General features: G+C 53.7%; 20 protein-coding genes. 13 read left to right on the forward strand and 7 right to left on the reverse strand.

The genetic code is table 11. From position 1 onward, the window contains the following. Positions 1-247: 247 nt before the first annotated feature. From I2G69_RS00300 to I2G69_RS00315, 4 genes are all read left to right on the forward strand, one after another. Entirely contained in the window at positions 248-1555 is a 1308-nt protein-coding gene (locus I2G69_RS00300; RefSeq protein WP_087229776.1) for a phenylacetate--CoA ligase family protein, read from the forward strand. A 61-nt stretch (positions 1556-1616) separates the two neighbouring features. Then, the gene (gene iorA / locus I2G69_RS00305) at positions 1617-3359 is read left to right on the forward strand and encodes an indolepyruvate ferredoxin oxidoreductase subunit alpha (RefSeq protein WP_087229779.1); all 1743 of its coding nucleotides are present in this window, start codon (positions 1617-1619) and stop codon (positions 3357-3359) included. Continuing rightward, on the forward strand, positions 3356-3937 hold the full coding sequence (locus I2G69_RS00310; RefSeq protein ID WP_087229782.1) for an indolepyruvate oxidoreductase subunit beta: 582 nt from the start codon (positions 3356-3358) through the stop codon (positions 3935-3937). The genes iorA and I2G69_RS00310 overlap by 4 nt, the downstream gene beginning before the upstream one ends. Before the next feature lie 96 nt (positions 3938-4033). Next, positions 4034-4465, forward strand: a complete 432-nt coding sequence (locus I2G69_RS00315) for an ACT domain-containing protein (protein WP_087229785.1) — start codon at positions 4034-4036, stop codon at positions 4463-4465. Positions 4466-4687: 222 nt separating this feature from the next. Here I2G69_RS00315 and I2G69_RS00320 read toward each other — a convergent pair whose 3' ends face one another. The 3 genes from I2G69_RS00320 to I2G69_RS00330 all read right to left on the reverse strand — a co-directional run bounded on the left by I2G69_RS00320 (position 4688) and on the right by I2G69_RS00330 (position 7402). Then, positions 4688-5236 carry a flavodoxin domain-containing protein gene (locus I2G69_RS00320; RefSeq protein WP_195559999.1) on the reverse strand — a complete coding sequence of 183 codons (549 nt, stop codon included), beginning with the start codon at positions 5234-5236 and terminating at the stop codon, positions 4688-4690. Positions 5237-5320: 84 nt separating this feature from the next. Next, positions 5321-5692, reverse strand: coding sequence for a VOC family protein (locus tag I2G69_RS00325; protein WP_191395431.1), 372 nt, complete (start codon positions 5690-5692; stop codon positions 5321-5323). Between the two features lie 87 nt (positions 5693-5779). Continuing rightward, positions 5780-7402: a peptide ABC transporter substrate-binding protein gene (locus tag I2G69_RS00330; RefSeq protein ID WP_195560000.1), complete on the reverse strand. Its 1623-nt coding sequence runs from the start codon at positions 7400-7402 to the stop codon at positions 5780-5782. Positions 7403-7661: 259 nt separating this feature from the next. Between I2G69_RS00330 and I2G69_RS00335 the strand changes: the two genes are divergently transcribed. Further along, positions 7662-8051 (forward strand): desulfoferrodoxin family protein, encoded by a 390-nt coding sequence (locus I2G69_RS00335; protein ID WP_195450393.1) that lies wholly within the window; start codon positions 7662-7664, stop codon positions 8049-8051. 201 nt (positions 8052-8252) lie between these two features. On the opposite strand, the gene gpmI is transcribed toward I2G69_RS00335, so the two are convergent. From gpmI to I2G69_RS00355, 4 genes are all read right to left on the reverse strand, one after another. Further along, a complete protein-coding gene (gene gpmI / locus I2G69_RS00340) occupies positions 8253-9773 on the reverse strand; it encodes a 2,3-bisphosphoglycerate-independent phosphoglycerate mutase (protein ID WP_195560001.1) in 1521 nt (506 codons plus the stop codon). Between the two features lie 42 nt (positions 9774-9815). Further along, complete coding sequence (tpiA, locus tag I2G69_RS00345; RefSeq protein ID WP_087229801.1) at positions 9816-10586, reverse strand: triose-phosphate isomerase; 771 nt, start codon at positions 10584-10586, stop codon at positions 9816-9818. 115 nt (positions 10587-10701) lie between these two features. After that, positions 10702-11898: a phosphoglycerate kinase gene (locus tag I2G69_RS00350; RefSeq protein WP_273701019.1), complete on the reverse strand. Its 1197-nt coding sequence runs from the start codon at positions 11896-11898 to the stop codon at positions 10702-10704. A gap of 133 nt (positions 11899-12031) precedes the next feature. Then, complete coding sequence (locus I2G69_RS00355; protein WP_195560002.1) at positions 12032-12535, reverse strand: tRNA (cytidine(34)-2'-O)-methyltransferase; 504 nt, start codon at positions 12533-12535, stop codon at positions 12032-12034. 206 nt (positions 12536-12741) lie between these two features. Here I2G69_RS00355 and I2G69_RS00360 point away from each other — a divergent pair, with 206 nt between their 5' ends. The 8 genes from I2G69_RS00360 (at position 12742) to I2G69_RS00395 (ending at position 24405) form a co-directional block, all read left to right on the forward strand. After that, complete coding sequence (locus tag I2G69_RS00360; RefSeq protein WP_243254710.1) at positions 12742-12927, forward strand: hypothetical protein; 186 nt, start codon at positions 12742-12744, stop codon at positions 12925-12927. A gap of 307 nt (positions 12928-13234) precedes the next feature. Beyond that, complete coding sequence (locus I2G69_RS00365; RefSeq protein ID WP_195560003.1) at positions 13235-14980, forward strand: MORN repeat-containing protein; 1746 nt, start codon at positions 13235-13237, stop codon at positions 14978-14980. A gap of 20 nt (positions 14981-15000) precedes the next feature. Beyond that, entirely contained in the window at positions 15001-16302 is a 1302-nt protein-coding gene (locus I2G69_RS00370; protein ID WP_191405855.1) for a hypothetical protein, read from the forward strand. A 354-nt stretch (positions 16303-16656) separates the two neighbouring features. Beyond that, complete coding sequence (locus I2G69_RS00375) at positions 16657-19284, forward strand: hypothetical protein (protein WP_195560004.1); 2628 nt, start codon at positions 16657-16659, stop codon at positions 19282-19284. A 504-nt stretch (positions 19285-19788) separates the two neighbouring features. Further along, complete coding sequence (gene ptsP, locus I2G69_RS00380; RefSeq protein ID WP_191362727.1) at positions 19789-21414, forward strand: phosphoenolpyruvate--protein phosphotransferase; 1626 nt, start codon at positions 19789-19791, stop codon at positions 21412-21414. 64 nt (positions 21415-21478) lie between these two features. Further along, positions 21479-22930 carry an N-acetylglucosamine-specific PTS transporter subunit IIBC gene (nagE, locus tag I2G69_RS00385; protein WP_191362726.1) on the forward strand — a complete coding sequence of 484 codons (1452 nt, stop codon included), beginning with the start codon at positions 21479-21481 and terminating at the stop codon, positions 22928-22930. Positions 22931-23188: 258 nt separating this feature from the next. Then, a complete protein-coding gene (locus I2G69_RS00390) occupies positions 23189-23665 on the forward strand; it encodes a PTS sugar transporter subunit IIA (RefSeq protein ID WP_087229826.1) in 477 nt (158 codons plus the stop codon). Positions 23666-23904: 239 nt separating this feature from the next. After that, on the forward strand, positions 23905-24405 hold the full coding sequence (locus I2G69_RS00395) for an RNA polymerase sigma factor (protein ID WP_087229828.1): 501 nt from the start codon (positions 23905-23907) through the stop codon (positions 24403-24405). The last annotated feature ends 78 nt before the right edge of the window (positions 24406-24483 follow it).

A 24483-nucleotide genomic window follows, 5' to 3' on the forward strand; every position in this document is an offset into this window, starting at 1 on the left:
TTCCCTTTGCTTTTGTACTATATCACCAAAAAGCGTTAAAGAAACTGCACACATTGCTCGAAACCGTATGCCTTCCACAAAAAGCAGGTTGCATTTCGACGGAAAAAGAGTTAAAATAACAAAAGACAACCGCACCAGAGCTGGCCTTTGGTGCGGTAAATTTTACAGCATCGCCTCCACCAAACGACGGAGCACGGCCCCCGCCGTTTTTCCTGGAGCGGCTGTTGTGTGGAGGTGTACCCGATCCATGTTTTATCAAAAAGACGTGGAAACCATGCGCCGCGCAGATATTGAGGCGCTACAGCTGCAAAAGCTGAAAAAGATGGTGGATTATTGCTACAATAACATCCCGTTTTATCATGAGCGGCTGCAAGAAGCCGGCGTTACCGGCGATAAGATAAAAACCTTGTCGGATATCCAATATATCCCCTTTACCACAAAGGATGACATCCGCGACAATTATCCCTTTGGCATGATGGCGTGCCCAATGAAAAATATTGTGCGCATCCACGCCTCCTCCGGGACCACCGGCAAGCCCACGGTCGGCGTGTATACCAAGAAGGACATCGACACCTGGGCGGAGCTGATCGCCCGCATCGGGGCGGCTTCCGGCGTGACGGATGAGGACATCATCCAGATTTCCTTTGGCTACGGCCTGTTTACCGGGGCGCTGGGCCTGCACTACGGCTTGGAAAAGCTGGGTGCGACGGTTATCCCGGCATCCTCCGGAAATACGCAGAAGCAGCTGATGATGTTCCGCGATTTTGGCGTGACCGGGTTGGTGGCAACCCCATCCTATGCGCTGTATCTGGGCGAGATGGTCAAGGAATCCCCGTATCCCGCCAGCGCATACAAGCTGCGCATCGGCCTGCTGGGGTCCGAGGGCTGCACCGAAGAGATGCGGACGCAGATCGAAAAGAATCTACATATGTTTGTAACAGATAACTACGGCATGACCGAACTCGGCGGCCCGGGCGTTTCCGGCGAGTGCGAACTGCGCTGCGGCCTGCACTTCGCGGAGGACCACTTCCTGCCGGAGATCATCGACCGGGATACCCTTGAGCGCAAGGGGCCGGGTGAAGTGGGCGAGCTGGTGGTCACCACGCTGTCGCGCGAAGGAATGCCAGTCCTGCGCTACCGCACCAAGGACATCACCCGCATCAATTATGAACCCTGTGCATGCGGACGCACCCACGCGCGCATGGATAAGGTGATGGGGCGCACCGACGACATGATGATTATCAAGGGCGTCAACGTATTCCCGTCGCAGATCGAGAGCGTTTTGGTGGGGATGGAGCATGTCGGCCCGCACTATCAGCTGATCGTGCGCAAGAAGAACTTCCTGGATACCCTGGAGGTCAAAGTGGAGCTCAGCAACGGCGAACTGTTGCAGAGCTATGGAGAGCTGGAGGCGTTGCAGCATAAGATCCACGACCGCCTGAAGAGCGTCCTTGGCCTGGAGACAAAGGTCACGCTGGCCGAACCCAAGAGCTTGGAGCGCTTCCAGGGCAAGGCAAAACGCATCCTGGACCTGCGCAACGAGCCGGAGGAATAAGCGAACATGGGAATTTCATCCGTCCATGCGGCGGATAGGTCTGATATATAGGAGAGGTAAAATGAAAAAGTTACTGTTGGGAAACGAAGCGGTCGCGCGCGGCCTTTATGAGGCCGGTGTGCGGGTGGTGTCCAGCTATCCTGGCACCCCCAGCACGGAGATCACAGAGGCGGCCGCCACGTATGAGGAAATTTACTGCGAATGGGCTTCGAACGAGAAAGTGGCGGCGGAGGTCGCCGCTGGCGCGAGCTTTGCCGGGGCGCGCTCATTCTGCGCGCAGAAGCACGTGGGCCTGAATGTGGCTGCGGACCCGCTCTTCACGATGAGCTACATCGGCGTGAACGGTGGCATGGTGCTTGCCGTGGCCGACGACCCGGGCCTGCATTCGTCGCAAAACGAACAGGATTCCCGCAACTATGCGATTGCCGCAAAGCTCCCGATGCTGGAGCCCGCTGATTCCGCGGAGTGCCGGGACTTCACCAAGCTGGCCTACGAGCTCTCCGAGCAGTTCGATACGCCGGTGCTCCTGCGCTTGACGACGCGCGTCGCGCACAGCCGCAGCCCGGTGGAGCTGTATGAGCGCGAGGAGCATGCACTCAAGCCGTACGAGAAAAACCCTGCGAAAAACGTCATGCTGCCCGCTTTTGCGAAGCCGAAGCACTATAAGGTGGAGGAGCGCACGCAGAAGCTTTCCGCCTGGTCGGATGAAGCGGACATCAACGTGTTGGAGGACAATCATTCCGAGGTCGGTGTGATCGCTTCCGGCGCGGTATATCAGTATGCAAAAGAGGCGTTGGGCGATACCGTGTCCTATTTAAAGCTGGGGATGGTACACCCGCTGCCCCTCAAGAAGATCCAAGAGCTGGCCTCCAAGGTCAAGACGCTCTATGTCATTGAAGAGCTCGACGATGTGATCGAGTCGTTCTGCAAAAAGAACGGGATCGCCGTGCATGGCAAGGACGTATTCCCGCGCTGCGATGAGTTTTCGCAGAATGTGATCCGCCAGTGCATGCTGGGCAAGGTGCCGGAGAGCAAAAAGGTGGATGCGGAGACGCCGGGCCGCCCGCCGGTGATGTGCTGCGGCTGCCCGCACAGGGGCCTGTTCTATGCCCTGAAGAAGGCAAAGGTCTATGTCAGCGGCGACATCGGCTGCTATACCCTCGGCGCATCCGCCCCGTTGAGCGCGATCGATACCTGCATCTGCATGGGCGCGTCCGTCTCTGCGCTGCACGGCTACAACAAGGCCCGCGGCAAGGACGCGGAGCAGAAGAGCGTTGCGGTCATCGGCGACTCCACGTTCATTCATTCCGGTATTACGGGCTTGATCGACATCGCCTACAATCAGAGCAATTCCGTGGTCATCATCCTCGACAACTCGATTACGGGCATGACCGGCCATCAGCAGAACCCGACGACCGGTTACAACATCAAGGGCGACCCCACCACAGCAGTCGATTTGGAGGCGCTCTGCAAAGCGGTCGGCATCAAGCGGGTGCGCGTCTGCGACCCCTATAACCTCAAAGAGGTAGAGTCAGTTCTGAAAGAGGAACTGGCAGCGGAGGAGCCTTCTGTCATCATCAGCCGCCGTCCGTGCGCGCTGTTGAAATATGTGAAACATAAGCCGTCCCTTGTGGTGGATACGGAGAAATGTATTGGATGTAAAGCGTGCCTGGGCATTGGCTGCCCGGCGATCAGTGTGCACGGCGGGAAAGCTGCAATTGACCGCACGCAGTGCGTAGGCTGCGGCGTATGCACCACCCTGTGCCCGAAGAGCGCGATCACAGAACAGGAGGTACAGGCATGAGCAACGTGAAAAGTGTCATGATTGTCGGCGTAGGCGGGCAGGGAACGCTGCTGGCCAGCCGTGTGCTGGGCAGCGCGATGTTGAGCCAGGGCGTCGATGTAAAGGTTTCCGAGGTGCACGGCATGAGCCAGCGCGGTGGGTCCGTGGTGACGTATGTGCGCTATGGCGATAAGGTGTATTCCCCGATCATCGCGCAGGGTGAGGCGGACGTTCTGCTGGCGTTTGAAGCATTGGAGGCGGCCCGGTACCTGCCGTGGTTAAAGCCGGAGGGGACCGTGGTGGTCAACACCCAGCAGATGGACCCGATGCCCGTTGTAACGGGCGTGGCCGAATACCCGAAGGACATACTTGGAAAGGTGCGCGAGCAGGGCGTAAAGGTCGTTGCGCTGGACGCTTTGGGGATGGCGGAAGAGGCCGGTTCATCCAAGGCGGTCAATGTGGTTTTGATCGGCGCCATGGCCAAGAAACTGGATCTCCCCAAGGAGGTCTGGATCGATACCATCAAGGAGACGGTGCCGTCCAAATTTATCGATATGAACCTCAAAGCGTTTGAACTGGGGTACAACGCGGACGTATAAAAAAGCGCGAAGCTTGTTTCGGTTGGCGCCGGTCCCGCATGCGGGAAGCCCAAGCGCGTAACTGAAAGAGAATCAAACCATAAAGGAGGAATCGGTATGCAGATCCAGCAGATTTCCGTTTTTGTGGAGAATAAGTCCGGCCGCCTTGCAGAGATCACGGAGGCGCTTGCCGCAGCAAATGTGGATATCCGGGCGGTTTCCATCGCGGATACCAGCGATTTCGGTATTTTGCGGTTGATTGTCAATAAGCCAAAGGAAGCCGTAGAAGCTTTGAAGGCTGCGGGATTGACGGTTTCCCTCACGAGCGTGATCGCCATGGGGATCGACGACCACCCCGGCGAATTTGCCAAAGCCATGCGCGTGCTGGCGGACAATCAGATTGGCGTGGAATATATCTATGCGTTTGTCAGCCGCGAACATGGAAAAGCCTTTGTGATTCTTCGTGTGGACGACAGCGAGCGGGCAGTAAACATGCTCAGGGAGAATGGAATTACCATCTTGAGCGCGGAAGAAATCTACGATTTGTAATTTATTTAGATTTTTATACGAATTGGAGCGGATGGGGGAGTCTTCCTGTCCGCTCTTTTGTTTTAGCGGGGAACGGAAATTCAGGGGGATTTATAGAAAGGGACAGGGGGTTGCTAAAAAGGGAGAGGGAAGCGGTGTACTGTGCCACGCGGGAAGGATTGCGAAAAAAGAAAAACGGAAGGGAAAATTTTTCCCTTCCGTTTTATAATGAGATAAGAGGTCCTATTCCGCGCCTCTGCGGACAAAGGACACAATCGGTTCGATTTCGGAGCGGTCTATAAAATTCACGTCCTTGCCGTAGGTTTCCAGGAGCTGGCGGTCCTCCTCCCGCAGGGAAGAGGGCTCCTTTTTCAAGAGCATCTTCCGGAGCATGGCCATCATCGCCCGGTGTACCACCGTTAAGTGCGGATAGTCCAGCCGGCCGCGCAGGTGGAAAAAGGTGCATTGCGCTGCGATATTTGCTGGGAGCGCCTTGTGCAATTGGCTGCGGATCTGTTCGACATTCGCTGGGTCCTTTGGGTCTGCAATCCCACAGGTAAACAGGATCAGGGGTTTCCCTTCGCATTTGGAGAAATGCTTCAGAAAAGTGGGAAGCCCTTTGACCCCTCCGGCATAGAGGCCCCCGCCGTACAGGATACAATCATAGCCGCCCAATACATCGGCGGAAATCGCGCGGACTGCATAGAGATCTGCGTCCAGCGCTTCTGCCAGCCAGAGCGCATACTGTTCGGTTGCGCCGTATTGCGAACTATAGACAACGATCGTTTTCATAAATTCCCCCTTAGAAATGCAGAGCATGTGTAGCACGGGAAAGCTTTCGCTTGTGCGGCCTTTTATAAAAGATGAAGTTCTCCGCTATGTAAGCTGGAATCCATCGATTTTCTGGAATTCCACCGTGTAACCGTTCGGGTCCTCCAAAAAGAACGAATAGACCGGTTGGGATGGATGCTGCGCAGGGGCGCTCTGCGGCTGAATGCCGAGTGCGCAGATGCGCTGGTATTCCGCATTGACGCTCTCCCGGTTGGCGCAATTGAGCGACAAGCACAGGTGTTTGCGGGGGATTTCCCCGTCCCCATAGGCGACAAAGGCAAAATATCCCTGCTTGGCGTGGAAAATACGGACGGTATCCGAGGCGAAGACCGTGCGCAGGCCGACCACTTGGGTATAAAACATCTCGGTTTTTGCAAGGTCAAGGCAGGGATAAAACGCCATACAAGAGGTAATCATCGACTGGCCTCCCAGAAAGATATGGATGAAAGCACATGCGCATGCCGCATAGGAATCATGGAGATGTGCTGCCCGGCGTAAAGTGCTTTATAAGCTATCCTTGCCGGCATTGATAAAATCGACGCCTCCGCCATAGGGATGGAACACAATCCCCGTCACGCCAGGAGCGGTGGCAAAATAGTGGCTTTCGTAGAACAAGGGGTAAAAGATACATTGCTCGTTGAGGTACCGCTCCATTGCGGCGCAAGAAACAGCGGCCTCCGTACCGCTCTGATTTTCCGCATTGGCGAGGTTTTCGTCGAACCCTGCGGAGCGCAGATGGGCCGGATTGTTCGGATTATCGCTGCGGAACAGGTTCAGGACGGCCAATGGGCCGGACGATTCCGGCGTAATGGAACAGATGGCGATCTGGTAATTCCCCGAAGAAACCCGGGACGCCAGTTCGTTGTCGCTGAGCGGTTCCATATTAAAATAGTCGTCAAATTGTGTATTCCATTCGGTCAGCATCTCGTTGACCATCAGCTTGACATCCGGATCGTCCGGGCACAGGATGGTCACCTTTGGGAGGGCCTCCAGGCCCAGCTCCTGGATACCGGCGGCCAGATACTGCGCCGCGGCTGTATCCTGTAGGGGATAGAAAGCGCCGCCGCCCGCCAATTCGCGGTAGTCGTGTCCGAAGAGCTTTGTGTCCGGCGGGATGATGTTTTCCGCAGCTGTTGCGCCCTCCGGAAGATGGGCCAAGACTTTTTCACGCGAAAACGCCTGGGTAAAAGCCTTGCGGATATTGAGGTTTTGCATCACCTCATCTTGCGTGTTAAAGCACAGCCCCCACGTGGTATCTTCAAAGCCGGTCACAGTGCAGCCCGCTTCCTTGGCCTCTTCGACCAGGTCGGAGGGCATGGCGATGGCGTCCACGGTTCCATCCGTCAAAGCGGCCACGGGGTCGGAAACATCGACCTTTTTGTTGCCGATGCTGAACTTGACGTCGGACGGGAGCGGCTGGCTATTGCCGGAATAGCTGGGAGAGCGGCGCAAATTGATGTAGGAACCGTGTTCCCAGCCGTACACGCCGTCGATGGCAAAGGGGCCATTGCACAGCAACGTAGAACGATCCAAGCCGTAGCGTCCGCCTGTGGTGAGGAAAAAATCCTTGTGACAGGGCATGAAGACGGCGGAAGCGGTACGCTCCGGGAAGTCTTCGCAGGAATATTCCAATTGCACCGATAGGATATGGGCATCCAAAGCGGAAACCCCCAGCTGCTCCACCGGCAATTCCCCGGCATGGACGGCGCGAGCGTTTTGGATGCAATACATGGGGCTGCATGTGGACGAGTTGGTTGCGGGGTCCAGCGCGCGCTGGAAGGCATAGACGAAGTCGTCAGCGGTCACAGGCGTATTGTCATCGTCGTTCCAAACGGCGTCCTCGCGCAGCTGGAAGGTGAATTGGGTAAAATCGGCGTTGGAAGTCCAACTCTCCGCCACACCGGGCACAGCATTGCCGTCGGCGTCCAGGCGGGTTAATCCCTCAAAAAGGGCCTGGATGAGGATGATGCCGGATTCATCGGCGGCGATTTGCGGATCGAGCGTCTCCGGCTCCGCGGCCAGATGGTATTGGAAGGATTTGTTTGCATTGCTGGGTTCGTCTTGCTCACATGCGGCAAGGGAAAACAAAAGAATCACACACAAGAAAATTGCCGCAAAACGTTTCATTCCGTCACTCCTTCCCGTTTTTTCATTTATTCTAACATCTTTTCTGAGGCAATGCAATGTGGATACAAAATTGTCATAGAAACGTAAGCTTTGCGTAATCCAATGCCGGATGGAACCGAAAAATTGCCACTCGAAAAGGATTCGAAAAAATGGAAATGCGCCTATACAACCCCCGTTTCATAGGGTATAATAAACGTACAGGAAACATGCATCCTGCGAAAAATTTCTTAACAAAAGAATTGGAATGGAGGTCAAAGAGATGAGCAAAGAAGTGAAATTCTATATTTGCAAGCATTGCGGGAATATTGTCGGGTTGATTCATGATTCCGGCGTGCCGCTGGTTTGCTGTGGGGAAAAAATGAGCGAATTGGTCCCCAACACCACAGAGGGCGCAACGGAGAAGCACCTGCCGGTGGTTGAGATGGATGGGAATGTTGTCAAGGTCAGCGTGGGAAGCGTTGAGCATCCATCGACGGAAGAGCATTATATTGCTTGGGTATATCTGCAGACGGCGCATGGCGGCCAGCGCAAGGCCATTCAGCCGGGAGAGAAGCCGGAGGTATCTTTTGCATTGCAGGATGACGAATTGATCGCTGTTTATGCGTATTGCAATCTTCATGGCCTGTGGAAAACAGAAATTAAGAAATAAATCTTCCATCTACAATCCACACATAGGAAAAGGGCGCTTCCCCTCTCGGGGAAACGCCCTTTTCCTGTTTGGAGGACGGATTGTCAATTTGTATTGTAGAACGGGATCTTCCAGCAACTGCTAGTAGGTCCGCGTTCCACAAGCTGGGGCGGAAGCCTGTTTCCTTCCGCCCCCTCTAACACAATGGGAAGAACGGCCGGTTTATTCCTCGATGAGGGAACGGCCGTCCATTTCCGCAGGCTGGGGCAGGCCCAGGATCTGCAGCATGGTGGGGGCGATGTCCGCAAGGCGGCCGCCTTTGCGCAGCTTCTTGCAGGGATAGCCGACCACACAGAAGGGAACGGGGTTGGTTGTATGCGCGGTGAACGGGGAGCCATCTTCCTCGTACATCTTGTCCGCATTGCCGTGGTCCGCTGTAATCAGCGCCACGCCGTTCTGCTTGGCGATCGCATCCAATACGCGCCCAACGCAGGTATCCACCGCTTCCACGGCGGCCTTTGCGGCGTCAAAAACGCCCGTATGGCCGACCATGTCGCAGTTTGCATAGTTCAGGATAATCACATCGTATTTGCCGGATTCAATGCGCTCGATCAACCGGTCGGTGACCTCGTAAGCGCTCATCTCCGGCTGCAGATCGTAGGTGGCCACCTTCGGGGAGTTGACCAGCACGCGGTCCTCATTGGGATACTGCTTTTCGACGCCGCCGTTGAAGAAGAACGTCACATGCGCGTATTTCTCCGTCTCTGCAATGCGCAGCTGGGTCAGGCCCTTGTCGGAGATGTATTCGCCAAAGGTGTTCTTCAGGCTCTGCGGCTTAAAGGCCACCAGGACGTTCGGCATGGTAGCGTCGTACTGCGTCATGCAGACGTATTTGACCGGGAAGAAGCCCTTCTTGCGCTCAAAGCCGGTGAATTCCGGATCGACAAAGGTGCGCGTAATTTCGCGCGCGCGGTCCGGGCGGAAGTTAAAGAAGATAATGGAATCGTCCGCGCCGATCTCTGCGCCTTCTGCACAGACGGTTGGAACGACGAACTCGTCGGTTACATTCTCTTTATAGGAATCCTCTACTGCCTGGACCGGGTCGGCACACTGGATGCCTTCACCGTACACCATGGCTGCATAGGCTTTCTCCACGCGCTCCCAGCGGTTGTCGCGGTCCATCGCATAGTAGCGGCCCATGACAGTAGCGATTTGGCCCACGCCGATCTCCTTGAGCTTCTCGGCGCACTCGGCCACATAGTCTTTGCCGGAAGTCGGCGGGACATCGCGGCCGTCGAGCAATGCATGGACATAGACCTTTTTCAGGCCGCGGCGCTTGGCCAATTCCACCAGGGCATACAGGTGGGTGTTGTGGCTGTGCACACCGCCGTCGGAGAGCAGCCCAATGAGATGCAGCGCGGTCTTTTTCGCAATGGCGTTATCCACTGCGGAGATGAAGGCGGAGTTCTCAAAGAAGTCGCCATCCTGGATGGCCTTGGTGATGCGGGTCAGCTCCTGGTACACAATGCGGCCGGCGCCGATGTTGGTGTGGCCAACCTCAGAGTTTCCCATCTGGCCGTCCGGCAGGCCGACGTCCATGCCGGACGCCCCGATCTGCGTGATCGGGTTGCTGCCGAAAATGCGGTCCAGGTTCGGCTTGTTGGCCGCCTTGATTGCGTTGCCGTAATCGCCGCCAATGCCAAAACCATCTAAAATCATCAAAATCAGAGGTTTTTTACTCATGTATGATTCGATCTCCTACTCTATTAAACATTGCAGGGGATATTAGCCCTGCGTAGCAGCTTTGACAATCTCCGCGAAGTCTGCGGGTTTCAAGGAAGCGCCGCCGATCAGGCCGCCGTCCACATCGGGCTGCGCCAGCAGTTCCGCCGCATTCTTCGCGTTCATCGAACCGCCGTACTGAATCGTCATCGCATTGGCGGCCGCCTCGTCGTAGAGGCCCTTCACGGTCTCGCGGATGATGGCGCAGACCTCGTTGGCCTGCTCTGCGGTCGCGGTCTTGCCGGTGCCAATTGCCCAGACCGGCTCATAAGCGATGATCACGCGGGAGAGCTCGTCCTTGCTGACGCCCTGCAATGCGATTTTGGTCTGCATAGCCACCAGCTCGGCGGTGATGCCCTGTTCGCGCTGCTCCAAATATTCGCCCACGCAGAGGATCACGGTCAGGCCGCTGTCCAATGCAGCGCGCACGCGCTTGTTGACGGTGACGTCCGTCTCGCCAAAATAGGTGCGGCGCTCGCTGTGGCCGATGATAACGTATTTTACGCCCATTGCGGTGAGCATATTTGCGGAAATTTCTCCCGTGTAAGCGCCGGAAACTTCCCAGTGGCAGTTCTCCGCGCCCACGCCGATGTTGGTGCCTGCGGTTGCCTCCAGAGCGGTGGCGAGATCCACATACGGGACGCAAACAACGACGTCACAGCCTGCGCCAGCGACCAACGGCTTGATGCCTTCGATCAGCTCTTTGGCCTCGGCAGGGGTCTTGTTCATTTTCCAGTTGCCGGCGATGACGGCTTTTCTCAGTGCTTTGTTCATGGATGTCTATCCCCTTTTATATGATAGTCAAAAAAGAAGCCTCCGGCGGGAACCGCACAGCCGGGAACGAATCCCTGGCAGGCGGGAGTCCCCGCCGAAGGCGCGGATGCTCAAATTAGTCCTTATCGTTCAAGCAGGCAATGCCCGGGAGAACCTTGCCCTCCAGGAACTCGAGGGAAGCGCCGCCGCCCGTGGAGATATGGGTCATCTTGTCCGCGAAGCCGAGCTTCTCAACCGCAGCAGCGGAATCGCCGCCGCCGATGATGGAGATTGCGCCGCTGTCTGCAACAGCCTTCGCAACGGCGATCGTGCCGTTTGCAAAAGCATCCCACTCGGAGACGCCCATCGGTCCGTTCCAGACCACGGTTCCAGCGCCCTTGATGGCGTCTGCGAACAGCTCGCAGGTCTTCGGGCCGATGTCCATGCCCATCCAGCCGTCCGGGATTTGGTCGGAATCGACGACCTTGTTCTCTGCGTCGGCCTTATACTCGGTTGCAACAACGTTATCCACCGGGAGCAGGAACTTGACGCCCTTTTCCTTGGCCTTTGCCATCGTGTCCTTTGCCAGCTCGACCTTGTCGCCCTCGCAGATGGAGGTGCCGATGGAATAGCCCAGTGCGTTCATGAAGGTGTAAGCCATGCCGCCGCCGATGATGAGGGTGTCCACCTTGTCCAGCAGGTTGGTGATGACGCCGATCTTATCGGAGACCTTCGCGCCGCCCAGGATGGCGACGAACGGGCGCTTCGGCTCGGTGAGCGCGCCGCCCATGATGGTGATTTCCTTCTGGATCAGATAGCCGCAGACAGCCGGCAGATAGTCGGCAACGCCAGCGGTGGAAGCATGCGCACGATGTGCCGTGCCAAATGCGTCATTGACATAAATTTCCGCCAAGGAAGCGAGCTCCTTTGCGAAGGCCGGATCGTTCTTTTCTTCTTCCTTATGGAAGCGGACGTTTTCGATCATCTCGACCTCGCCGTCCTGCAGGGAAGCGGCAATGCTCTTTGCGCTCTCGCCGACAACGTCCTTCGCCATCTTGACTTCCTGGCCGAGTGCCTTGGAGAGGTATTCAGCGACCGGAGCGAGGGAATACTTCATGTTGAATTCACCCTTCGGGCGGCCCAGGTGGGAGCAGAGGATGACCTTCGCTTTGTGGTCGATCAAATATTTAATGGTTTTCATAGCCTCGTTGATGCGCTTCGGGTCGGTGATGTTGCCCTCTGCATCAAACGGGACGTTAAAGTCGCAGCGGACGAGGACTCTCTTGCCCGCTACGTCGATGTCTTCGACGGTTTTTTTATTCAGGTAATTCATAACGTTTGCGCTCCTTTATTTGAATTTTCAGAGTCTTCTATGCTTGATTTTCAGTATACAATAAATGGGAATTATTTTCAAGAGAGAAGACCCGATTTTTGCAGGGTCTAAGGCGGTTTTCCGGCGCTTTCTGTCAATCCCAGGAGAGCCGGTGAAGCTGCCCGGCGCAGAGAAGATCCGGATAATTCCACTGCCGCAATACTTCATAGACGCCGACTGCCACCGAATTCGAGAGGTTCAGGCTGCGTGCAGATGGGTCGTTGAGCATCGGGATGCGCACACAGTTGTCCGGATGCTGAAGAAGCAGCTCTTCCGGCAGTCCGGCGGTCTCCTTGCCAAACACCAGATAACAGCCGTCCGGATAGGCGACGTCGGAATGCACGTGCCGTGCCTTTGTGGAAAAATAGTAGAAATTGCCGCTGTTTTGCCTGAAAAAATCGGAAAGACTATCGTAATAGGTGATGTCCAAAAGATGCCAGTAATCCAGGCCCGCGCGCTTGAGCTTCCGGTCGTCGATTTTAAACCCCATCGGCCCGACTAGGTGAAGCCGGGCGCCGGTGGCCGCGCAGGTGCGGGCGATATTTCCGGTGTTTTGCGGGATTTCCGGTTCCACCAGTACAATGTTGAGTGTTGCCATGTTTTTCATTCTCCCCCGGGACATGCCCGATTTCAGTTTTGCTAAGATGCATGGCCATTATACCATCAATCGCCAGAAACCGCAAAATTTTGCAAAAGGACCGGAAACAAACGGAATCGATATTCATCCATAAGGAGGGGAAACTAATGCGGGGGAACACCCTGATCGAATTGTTGGAAAAATCGAATGCAATTTGGAGGTCGTATATGATGTATAAGGAAACGATGGGCTTTGTCAAGGGGATCGGCGCGGGCATTGTGGCCAGTGTCGCAGTGGCAGCGCTGGGCAGCCAGATGATGAAGAACAACCGCCATCTGCGCCGCGACGCGCACCGCGCCATGCATGCGGTCGGCCATGCGATGCAGAATGTGGAGCATATGTTTAAAGCGTAATTGCTTTGCCATAGCCGTTTCAGGGGCTCCGCGATGATAGTAGCTCATAAAAATGGCGGTATGCTGGGAATGGCTCCCTGCATCTGCGGAAGCAGAGGAATCTTGCTCCAAAGAAACAGCGGGGCCCCTGTCCAGGAAATCTCCTGGGCAGGGGCCTCGTTTCTTGTTTTGCTTGTGCAGCGGACCCGTGAAAAGGCGCTGTGCGTCTGAAATCCTTGCGGAACCAGCGCGAAACATGTATAATGACCTTATATATAATGATAGAGATAGAAAGCCTTTGCTTTCTTTGATTAAGGAAGGATCGACTATGCAAAGCGAAACGGACATCCTTTTTTATGCCGTGTACCATCGGGACTACGACGGCCCCGCCGCCAAGCCTTCCCTGCTGAGCCAGGCACGGCGCGAATGCTTTACACAGGACCGGACGGTGTCTGTGCGGGAAGAAGACTTCAACTCCGGCGTCAAGACGGTTTATCGTGGAAGAGTAGGCTGGCATCGCTTCACGTGGTCTGTCCGGCGCGGCGGCGCTTTGGTCCAGCAGGCTTTTCGCGATGAAAATGGGTTTGAACTGGTTCATTTCGGGGAGCGCGGCGAGCCGGTGAGCAAAGCGCGTTTTTCGTTGGAATTGCGTTGGGAGAGCACCGCTTATTATATGGACGGCCGGAGGGATCGGCTTCCGGCGGCCGTGCTATCCCCGGTTGCAGGCGGCCTGCTTTTGACGGAGTGGAACCCGGACAGCGGGAAATACAGCCGGATCAAACTGGTCCCCTGCGCGCTGCGCCGCGGCACGCCGGAACAAAGCTTGGCGGATGCGCGCTTGGGAGAGCCCCGCGTCTGGGCGGAGACTTCGGAAGGGGATTTTTGCTACTGCACGGAGGAAGAAGCGGCGTTGCGCCGATCTTTGGTGGAACGCCCGTCGGAGGCAATCCCTGAAGATCTTGTTTATCGCCCGGAGGATTCGGAAACCGGCGGGGAAGAGTCCGCCTTCGCAGGGTTTACATACATCGCCAATGATGCGGATACTCCTGAGACAGAGACGGAAACAGCGGGGACGGAGCCCGAGAAGACCATCGCAGAGGAACCCTCCCTGGAGCTACCGGCTTCAGAATCCCCTGCGGCTGCGCAAGAGGGGGACTATGCGGCGGACCATGAGCTTTTTTCCGCGGGCCAGGACGCTGCAAAACCGGCCCAGTGGGGTACGGCCTGCCCGCCGACTTTGGACGTTCCGCAGCCCTCCTGGCAAGAAAAGGAGCTTCCGCTTCCTGCGTTGAATTCCGGCCTTTCCCAGCTTTTAAAGTTGGTGCAAGCGGAGCTCAAGGCCCAGGAACAAAAGGAGCCGGAACCTGCCGCGGAGGAAAAGCCGGCAGAGGACGATGCGTTCGAAGAAGTCGTACGCCCGCCGCATGCGGAGCGCTACGCGGTGGCGGCGAAAAACCGGCACGGGATTGTTGTGCATGCGCCGGAGTTAAAGCAAAAAGCTTCGCAGCAAACCGGCGAGGAGGCCGATGGATCGCCAAAGCCCGCCGCTATGCCGGTCAAACGCATTATTATCAGTGCGGAAGAGAGTTATGCCTACTTTGGCGATCTTTTAAATGGAATGCGCGAAGGCAATGGGCGCACCGAGATGACGAATGGCCATACCGCCTACGAGGGCGGATATCATGAGGACAAGCGCGACGGATTCGGTACCTATTATTATAAGTCGGGCAAGCTTTGCTACGTCGGCAACTGGAAGGACAACCTGCGCCACGGGTCGGGGATCTCCTTTAGCTCCCATGACGGTTCCATTTTTGTCGGAAAGTGGCGGGATAATATCCCGACGGGATGCGGGACGGCCTTCGACGCGGAAGGCAACCTATTATATACGGGCGAATGGAAGGACGGCAAACGCGATGGGCACGGAACCGAATACCGGAATGGGGCGGTTCTATACGCAGGGGAGTGGAAAGACGACCTGCGCCATGGCAAAGGGACGCTGACATTGGCGAATGGGACGGTCATCACCGGCATTTTTGAAAACGGGAAAGTGCAGGGGTTGGACGATTTATTATAGGAGTATGGGGGTGAGCCGTTTTGCAATGGCTCGAACTACATAATGTAGAATATGGGGAATGCATTGTTTTGGGCGGTTCCCATCACGATATTCTGATGGTGGACTGCGGAAGCATCAACCAGAAGATCCGCGAAGGGGATTTGGATTTCAGCGCCTATGTGGACCCAACGTTGATGGAGCGCTATTCCGGCTGCTCAGGGCGTGAGTTTTTGTTGACCCATTATCACAGGGACCATCTCTGTGGGCTGTATCAGATGCTGTCGAAACGCGGCGGGTATTTTGACCGCATCCTTTTGCCGGTATCCCCGGCGGACGCGCGCGGGCAGCATTTGTTGCTGGATTTTGCTTTATTTGTCTATGCCTTTTTGCCGCGGCAGAGCGATTATGCGCAGGTCAATTTGAGCGCCCTGCGAATTTTTAGCCGCATTGCGAAAAGTGCGGGGGCGGACCGCGTCTATCCGATTGCGGGCGGCTCCAGTTTTTTGTTTGACGGCGTGACGTACGAGGTGCTTTGGCCGGACCGGGAGGGGTACCCCTTTTCGGAGCTCTTCGCTTCGGCGGTGGAACAGTTAAACGTCTGCTTGGCTTCCCCGTTTTTGCCGGAGGCGGCCCGCCGCTTTTTGGAGCTCAAGGCGCGCTACGGGAAGGCGTATGACGCCTGCTGCCAATCGTCCCCCCTCCGGGCGGAAGGAATCGCGCAGTTGGACGCCCTCTTGGAGCAGATTGACGCGCTGCTTCCAGAGCTGCATCTTTTGCCAACTGCCCCGGACGTCGTACAGATTCTGACCGATCCGGGCACGACGGCCGCCTATTCCGATGAACTGAATGCGGCCAGCGTGATCTTCCACAACCGCCGCACAAAGGAAGCCAGCCTGGATGATATCCTAATGACGGGGGACGCGGCGCCGGAGAGCTTTGACGCCATTGCCGGGCGCCTATACCGCGACTATTATATTGTAAAGGCGCCGCACCATGGGACGGCCAGCCATTGGAGCCATTGGCTTGCGGAGATTTCCGCTTCCCATATCCTGATCAGCAACGGGGAGTATCAAAAGGGTGGCAAGATTGCCTCGGAATACGTGGATTTGCCTGCGGTGAAGCACTGCACCAACCGCGCCGCCTGCCCTTGGTATGCGTCCAGCGGCTGTTCCTGCAACCGCGTTGCCTGCTGTTACGATCTCCCCACGGGCGCAGGATTGACAATCAAATGCCCGCGCTGCCGCGACCGGAAGGGAACGGCGCCGTGCGGGATTTATGTGGTCTCACATGGCGGGGAACGTGCCTGCCTGTGCGATGATTTGCCCGTACAGCCAGGCTTATAAATCGGAAAAACACGGCCCCGCGGCTGTTGGCAGAAGCCTGCCAAGGCTGCCAATATTTTAGAGCAAACGCTTCCAAAAGGGCAAAAACCTAGGATTCATGCGGGTTTTTCGCAAAAAAATCCAAAAAATATTGTGATTTCCGCACTTGACATTGCGAAATAAATATCTTATAATCCAAGTAACATATGAGGGACGCATATGTGGGTTGTCTTTCTAGCGCCATCTAGGAGGGGCCTCCCCCGTATCGTCTTAGTCAAGGGCTAATCCTGTTAATGTCCGTGACGTTCATTATGTTCATTTCTCTTAAGGCGTGCGCAAATACGCAAACCATGATTTTTAAGGAGGACAAAAAGGATGAGAAAAATTACAGGAAAAGCTCTCGCAGCAGTGCTCGCAATGGCATTGCTCACGTCTAGCTTTTCGGGAACTTTTGCTTTCGCAGCTTCCAGTGAAAGAGCTGGCAGCGTAAGCTTCAGCGGCGACGATGAAGTTACCCTCGTAAAGGATACCGAGGACCCGAACGAGTACAAGTTTGATCTCGAAGGTCTGATCGGCACCATGACCCTGACCACCACCGATAAGGCGGAAAAGGACGTTGCAGTTGACAGCGAGGATCTTTCCTTCCGTCATGCAAAGGGCGACAACCTGATCTCCATTAAGGACGGCAAGGCCAGAGTTAAGAGCGACAAGACCGGCACCGAGACCATCATGGTCTATGGCGAAGCGACCATCACCCGCGACGACCGCGACATCACCCTGAAGGGCCAGAAGGAAATCACCATCCATGTAGTGGAGAGCGGCTATCTGTTTGTTGGTGTTGACGGCGTTCCGGAGACGAAGACCGGCGAAGAGGTTCCGGCTTTGGAGCTTTCTTACAACGATCTTGACGTCAAGAAGGTTGCAGTTTATAAGGCAGTTGCCGGTGCAAACCTGGAAGCTACCTATGAGAAGACCACTGTCAATGAGGACGACGATCCGCTCCGCATTGAGACTTCTTCCACCACCAGATTCAATACCTTTGATGCTAAAGGAGAAGCGAACGAAGATGAGGTCGCTTCTATCCAGAACAGAGGTAAGGGCACTGGCACGATGAAGCTCTCCATCAAGAGCGCAACCGGCAGTGACAAGACCAAGTTCAACACCACCGAAGAGAGCACCACGGCTACGATCCTGAAGAGAATCGACGTGACGGGCACCGTTACGATCGACAAGGACGGCAGCAAGACCACGATTTCTCCGTATACTTCTGCTCCGCACATGGATTCCGACAGCAACGTGGCTGGCTATGACATCAAGGTTCTGAACGAAACCAACGTCAATGTAACTGGCAGCGCAAGCGTTGGCAAGATCACTGACGCAGTGGATGTTTCCGTTGAGGATAAGGCGAAGGTCGGCGACATCACCGATGCAACCGGCACGGTTTCCATCTCCGGCGGCACGGTTGGCGCACTCGACGTCAAGGGCAGTGTTGAGATGAGCGACGGCACGGCAGCTTCCATCGAAGCAGATGAGAACATCTCTATCGTTGGCGGTACTGTAAGCGGCGACGTTCTCACCGATAAGGACGTTACCATTGATGCAGAAGACGACGAGATCGATACGGTTGTGAACGGCAAGGTCGAGGCAACCAACATCTCCGTTGATTGCAGCAGCGAAGACGGCCAGATCCGTTTGGCGAAGGTTGTCCTGAAGGATGACGGCGAACTGAACCTGACGGGCGGCAATGTAGAGATCACGGAACTGGATTGCGCTTATGAGGGCAACGTCAACTTTGTTGACTTCCAGGGCACCCTGCCGACCATCCTGAATGCACAGGATATTTCCGTTGATGAGGATTCCACCGTTGTTGTGACTGGCGCTGTAGAGCTCGGCTCCCTCGATATCGCTGAGGGCGGCTCCATCGAGTTCAGAGACGCTGTTGAAGTTGAGAGCGTTTCCGGCGACGGCAAGCTGGTTGTTGGTGCAGATAAGCTCTATGTTTCCGATAGCATTTCCGGCGATGTGAAACTGAGACTGGCTGGCTCCAATGTCAATGTTGGCGATGTTGCTTACAAGGCAGCTAAGGACGTTGGCTCCACGGATGCATTCAGCGGCGTAGGCTTCACCGTTGAGAGAAAGTCTGTTGACAGCAACACGGATTCCTTCCTGGTAAGAAGCGTTTCCTTCGCAGGCGTTGCTCTGGATAAGAGCGAAGTCACCATCGCTAAGGGCTTCTCCGATACAGTTACTGTTTCCAACTATCCGGCAAGCACTTCCCTGCCGGCAGGTGCTTCCATCGTTTGGGATTACAGCGACGCTGACAGAGATGTATTCGACATCACTGCTGATGGCGCAACCCTGACGATCTCCGTTAAGGATTATGACGATGTCTATGCAACCTCCAACAGCTTCGAGCTGATTGCAACGGTTGTTGACTCCGACGGCTATGAGATCGAAGATTATGATCCGGCAACTTGCACCGTAACGGCTATTCCGGAAGTTGTTGTTTCCAGCGACCTGTCCGGCATCGTTGAGGTTCCGCAGGGCTCCACAAAGGACTTCGTTGTGAATTCCCAGGTTGAGGCTCCGGTTACCATCGGCACTGGCAATGTTGCTGTTCATGCTCTGAAGACTCCGTTCGCAAACGGCCAGGCTACCTACACCATCAAGGCTACTGGCGCTGTTGGCACGACCGCTGGCGTTTATGCTACGGTTCCTGGCCAGAACGCTGTGAAGCTCTTCATCATCAAGGTTACGGAGCCTGTTGTGACTTCCGACACGACGGTTGACTTCAACCTTGCAGCTGGCAACCGCTATGTCTTCAAGATCACTGCTCCGTCCGCTCCGTCCTTCACGGTTGGCAACGGTGCTGTTCTGAAGACCCAGGCTGGTAAGATCGATGGCAACGACTACTACTTCGCAGTCTATGCAATCGGCTCCGCTGGCCAGAGCACCGGCGTGTATGTCAATGGTGTTAAGGTCTGCACGGTAACGGTAGGCTAAGAATTAGCAAGTTTATAAGTATAGCTATTTGATTTGATTCGATAGTTGTATTTGCGCAGCAGCGGTTCGGGCATTTTGCCCGGGCCGCTGTTTTTCTTTTTTACCGTTTTCCAGATCGTGCAGGAGGTGTGAAAAAGCTCCATTTAATAACTGGAAAAACTGCAAATTGATAAATTCCTTGTTATAATAGGAAAATTTGTTCATTATAACAACAGTAAGCGGGATGTAAACATTAACAGAAGATCATTTTACTATCAAACGATAGATTTCAGTCAATCCTATTTATTTCCCGAATGCTTTTTTTGGTATTTATGGTTTGAGATAGAATAATTGCGTACTACTTTTGCACAGAAGTGGACAAGATTTACAATCTAGTATGGATTTTTTTTAAATATATTGACAATTTGTTGAAAAAGCTATAATATAAATATTACATTAACAGATTGTTCACAGTTAAAACGTTTCCTGTGTGCAAAAGAGATGGTTATAGAAAGTGGTGATGAAATGCAGGCCTTAAAAGGGATTGCAGCCTCCAATGGTATTGCAATTGGGAAATTGAAGCTCTGTGTGAAGCTGGATGATAAAATTGCGAAAAAGCCGATTACCGATGTGGAGGCGGAGATTAAGCGTGTTGAATCCGCAAAAGAAGAGGCGGAAGCTGCGCTGAATCGGATTTACCTGGATGCCTTAAAACGAGTAGGCGAAGAGAATTCGATGATCTTTCAGATCCATATCATGATGCTTCAGGACGACGATTTCTTTGATGCAATTAAAGATTGCATTTCTGACGAAAAGGTGAATGCAGAATATGCTGTTTGGCAGGCAGCGCAGCAGTTTTCAACGATGTTTGCCCAGATGGACGATGAATACATGCGTGCACGCAGTGCCGACGTTGTCGATATTTCGAAGCGCTTGTTGAGTTGCCTTGATCCGAATTTGGACAGTGGCTTGGATAGTTTAAAGGAAGAAGCGATTGTTGCTGCTTCTGATTTGATGCCGAGCGAGACCGTCCAAATGGATAAGAGCAAGGTCCTGGCGTTTGTTACCGAGCAGGGTTCAAAGAGTTCGCATTCGGCGATTCTGGCCCGTACGATGAGCATTCCTGCTGTAGTAGGACTTTGTGATGCGTTTTCAAGCTTGAAAGATGGCGCGATGACCATTGTAGACGGCAGCGCGGGCGACGTAATTATAGAGCCGGATGAGGCTACCCTCAAGGAATACGAGCAAAAGCGCGACGCTTTCCTGCAGCATCAAAAAGATTTGCAGCTGCTTAAAGGGACAAAGGCTGTGACGAAAAGCGGCGTAGAAATGGAGATCAATGCCAATATAGGGCATCCCAGCGATGTAGAGATGGTTTTGGAAAACGATGCCGATGGGATTGGTTTGTTCCGCAGTGAATTCCTCTATATGGAGAGCGACGATTTTCCAACAGAAGAGCAACAGTTTGAAGCATATAAAACGGTCCTGGAGGGGATGAAGGGCAAGCGTGTGATTATCCGCACACTGGATTTAGGTGCAGATAAGCAGGTCCCTTATTTGAATATTCCTAAGGAAGAGAATCCGGCGATGGGATATCGTGCGATTCGGATCAGCTTGGACCGTAAGGAGCTTTTTGTTACCCAATTGCGTGCATTGGTTCGGGCTTCTGCTTTTGGCAAGCTGGCTATCATGTTCCCAATGATTACTTCGGTGGAACAGGTTAAGGAAATCAAGGAGTTGCTCAACCAAGTAAAAGCAGATTTGAAGGCGGAAGGTGTTGCGTTTGCACCGGACTTTGAAATCGGGATTATGATCGAAACGCCCGCTTCTGTCATTTTGAGTGATTTACTGGCGAAAGAAGTGGACTTCTTTAGTGTTGGGACCAACGACTTAACACAGTATACACTTGCTGTGGACCGTATGAATCCGCAGATTTCTTCGATGTACGATCCTCGCCATCCGGCAGTCCTCCGCATGATTCAGATGGCAGCGGAGAATGCAAAGAAGGCGGGAATCTGGATTGGGATTTGTGGGGAATCCGCTGGAGATACCGAATTGACAAGGTTCTATGTAGACATTGGAATCAATGAGCTTTCGGTTACCCCAGGCACTGTGCTGGAGCTGCGCCGGACGGTGCAGCAGCTTGATTAAGGTAGAAACCGGGAAAGGGACCCGGTTTGTATGAATTAATTAATTTTTTCGAGGAGGTAAAATTATGCAAAAGGTCCTTGCAAAGCTTCAAAAGCTTGGAAAAGCTTTGATGCTTCCAATTGCCTGCTTGCCTGTAGCAGGTATCCTGATGGGAATTGGTTACATGATCGATTCCAACGTTATGTCCGGTCTTGGTGATCCGAATGTCATCGCTTTCTTCTTGGTGAAAGTCGGTGGAGCGATCATTGACAACATGCCCATTTTGTTCGCGATCGGTGTTGCGATTGGTCTCAGCGACGATCACGAAGGTACATCCGCGCTGGCCGGCCTGGTTTCCTGGTTGATGGTCCAGCAGATTTTGAATCCCAGCGTCGTCGCAGTTTTGACTGGGGCGGAAGCAGATGCTGCTTTCTCCAAGGCAAACAACCAGTTCATCGGCATCATCTGCGGCGTTGTTGGTGCACTTTGCTACAATCGTTTTAAGAACACGAAACTTCCGGAGGCATTGTCCTTCTTTAGCGGCAAGCGTTCGGTAGCTATTGTGACGGCATTGGTTAGCGTAGTAGTTGGCTTGATCTTCTTCTTTGTATGGCCGGTTGTTTACAATGCACTTGTTGCATTCGGCGAGGCAATCATCAGCCTGGGTGCGATCGGCGCTGGTATCTACGGCTTCTTCAACAGACTGTTGATCCCGGTTGGCCTGCACCACGCATTGAACTCCGTGTTCTGGTTTGATGTTGCTGGTATCAATGATATCGGCAATTTCTGGGGCGGCACGGGCACTCCCGGCGTCACCGGTATGTACATGTCCGGCTTCTTCCCGATCATGATGTTCGGTCTGCCGGGTGCTGCTTTGGCAATGTATCACACTGCGAAGCCGAGCAAGAAGCAGGTTGCCGGTGGTATCCTCTTCGCAGGCGCGCTGTGCGCATTCGTCAGCGGCGTAACCGAGCCGTTGGAGTTCTCCTTCATGTTCCTTGCTCCTGCACTGTATGTCGTCCATGCCCTGCTCACCGGTATTTCCATGGCGGTTGTAGCGGCTCTCCCGATCCGTGCAGGCTTTAACTTCAGCGCAGGCTTTGTAGATCTGTTCTTCAGCTCCTGGGTGCCGTTGGCAGAGAATCCGTGGCTGTTGATCCCGATCGGCTTGGTAGCGGGTGTGATCTATTACATCGTCTTCCGTTTCGCCATTGTTAAGTTCAACCTCAAGACCCCTGGCCGTGAGGACGACGACGATGAGGAAACAGAAGGTTTCTCCAAGCTGGTCAAGGACCAGGGCTATGACGGCCTTGCAAAGAAGTATGTCGACATCCTTGGCGGCAAAGAGAACATCAAGGAAATCGAATCCTGCATCACCCGTATCCGCCTGGTGCTGAAGAGCAACAAGAACCTTGACGAAAAGGCAATCAAGGCTCTGGGTGCTTCCGGCGTCATGAAGGCTGGCGATCAGGTTACGCAGGTCATCGTTGGCACGAAGGCAGAGGCTCTCGTGGATGCGATGAAGAAGTATCTGTAATGTCCGATTACATATTCCTGTGATCGTATGAATGGCAGCAGTCTCCCTCCGCAAGTTCAGGGAGACTGCTGTTTTCAGATGATTGTATGCAGGGGTCAATTGCATCGTCGATTGATGAAGAAAATTCTTTTAAGGCCTCAGAGCTTTGAGGATTTTTCCCGGTCACGATGCACAATAATACCTGGTGGGTCCCTTTTTCGATTAAAATGGAGAAACAGGGATTGTTATATCCCGGAATAAAATTTGGAGGTATGTTCCATGGGACTGTTTGGTAAGAAAGACAGCAAAATTGTAGCGCAGCAAACGGGAAAAGTTGTGCCGATCACAGAAGTTCCCGACCCAGTATTTTCTGATAAGGTCTTGGGGGATGGAATTGCAATCATTCCGACCAGCAATACTGTAGTGGCACCGGTTTCCGGTACGATTGCCCAGGTCGCACACACATTCCATGCAGTTGGCATTGAAGCGGACGATGGGACGGAGGTGTTGGTCCATTTGGGAATTGACACCGTAAAGTTAAACGGCGAAGGCTTTACTTGCCATGTAAAAGTTGGCGATCATGTAAATGCTGGGGATAAGTTGATGGACATGGATATTGAGGCGATTGCAGCGAAAGGGTTCCAGACGATTTCTCCCTGTATCATCACGACAATGGACGACCTTAAGAGTATGGAAGGGATTACGGGAGAAGCTACTGCGGGCGAGACAACGGTCATCACGTACAAAAAAAAGTGAATTTTTCACACAGGCCTCCGGAGACAATTTGTTTTCGGAGGCTTATTTATTAAAATTATAATGTTATAATAGTGGGGGAAATTGGAAACTAGATTTTTATATGGTAATTTTATAAATTGATAAAGCGATCAAAATAGTTTCAGCGGGTTTCATTCCATATAAAATTTCTTAATGGGCGCTTTTAACGATCTTTTCCAGGAATTGTTCCCTAGAACAGAGTTTAAGGTGATGCATAGACCATGATGGAAATGAGAGATAGGGGCTTGACCGGTTTAGGTGAAATTCAAGCGATCTTGGAACATTATCAGATGGATTTGCAAAATGAGGTTAGAAGGGTTTTACAGGACCCCATATGTGTTGAGGAAGCGATTGCTTGTGCAGAAGAGAGGATTTACAGTGCAGCAAGTTGGATTTGTAAACTTCGGCAAAGCAATTTGAAGGCACTCATTTTGATTATTGCCCGCAATGCTGCCAAATCTCTTCAAAAGAGTAAGGATTGCATGTTTAACCCATTAGGGGAGGATCAGGATCTGATTCTGCATGATTTGGAACAGAGATCGTTTCCTTATTTGCCCAAGTTGCGTTCCAATTATCAGGACGTAATTGTCCTGAAATATTATTTTGAGCTGCCTAACCCGGTTATTGGCACTCTGTTGGGGATTTCAGAGAAAAATGTATGTATACGGATTTATCGTGCGAAAAAGCGGATTCAGGAGCTCATAGAGCAGGAAAGGGCCTAATTTTAAAGGAACCTCCCTTTCAAGGGCGCTTTATATCAAATGTGAGGCGCATGGCGCATGAACAGAGGCTTTTCGGAA

It is taken from the genome of Anaeromassilibacillus sp. D41t1_190614_C2, assembly GCF_015558525.1.
Lineage (GTDB): Bacteria > Bacillota > Clostridia > Oscillospirales > Acutalibacteraceae > Anaeromassilibacillus > Anaeromassilibacillus stercoravium.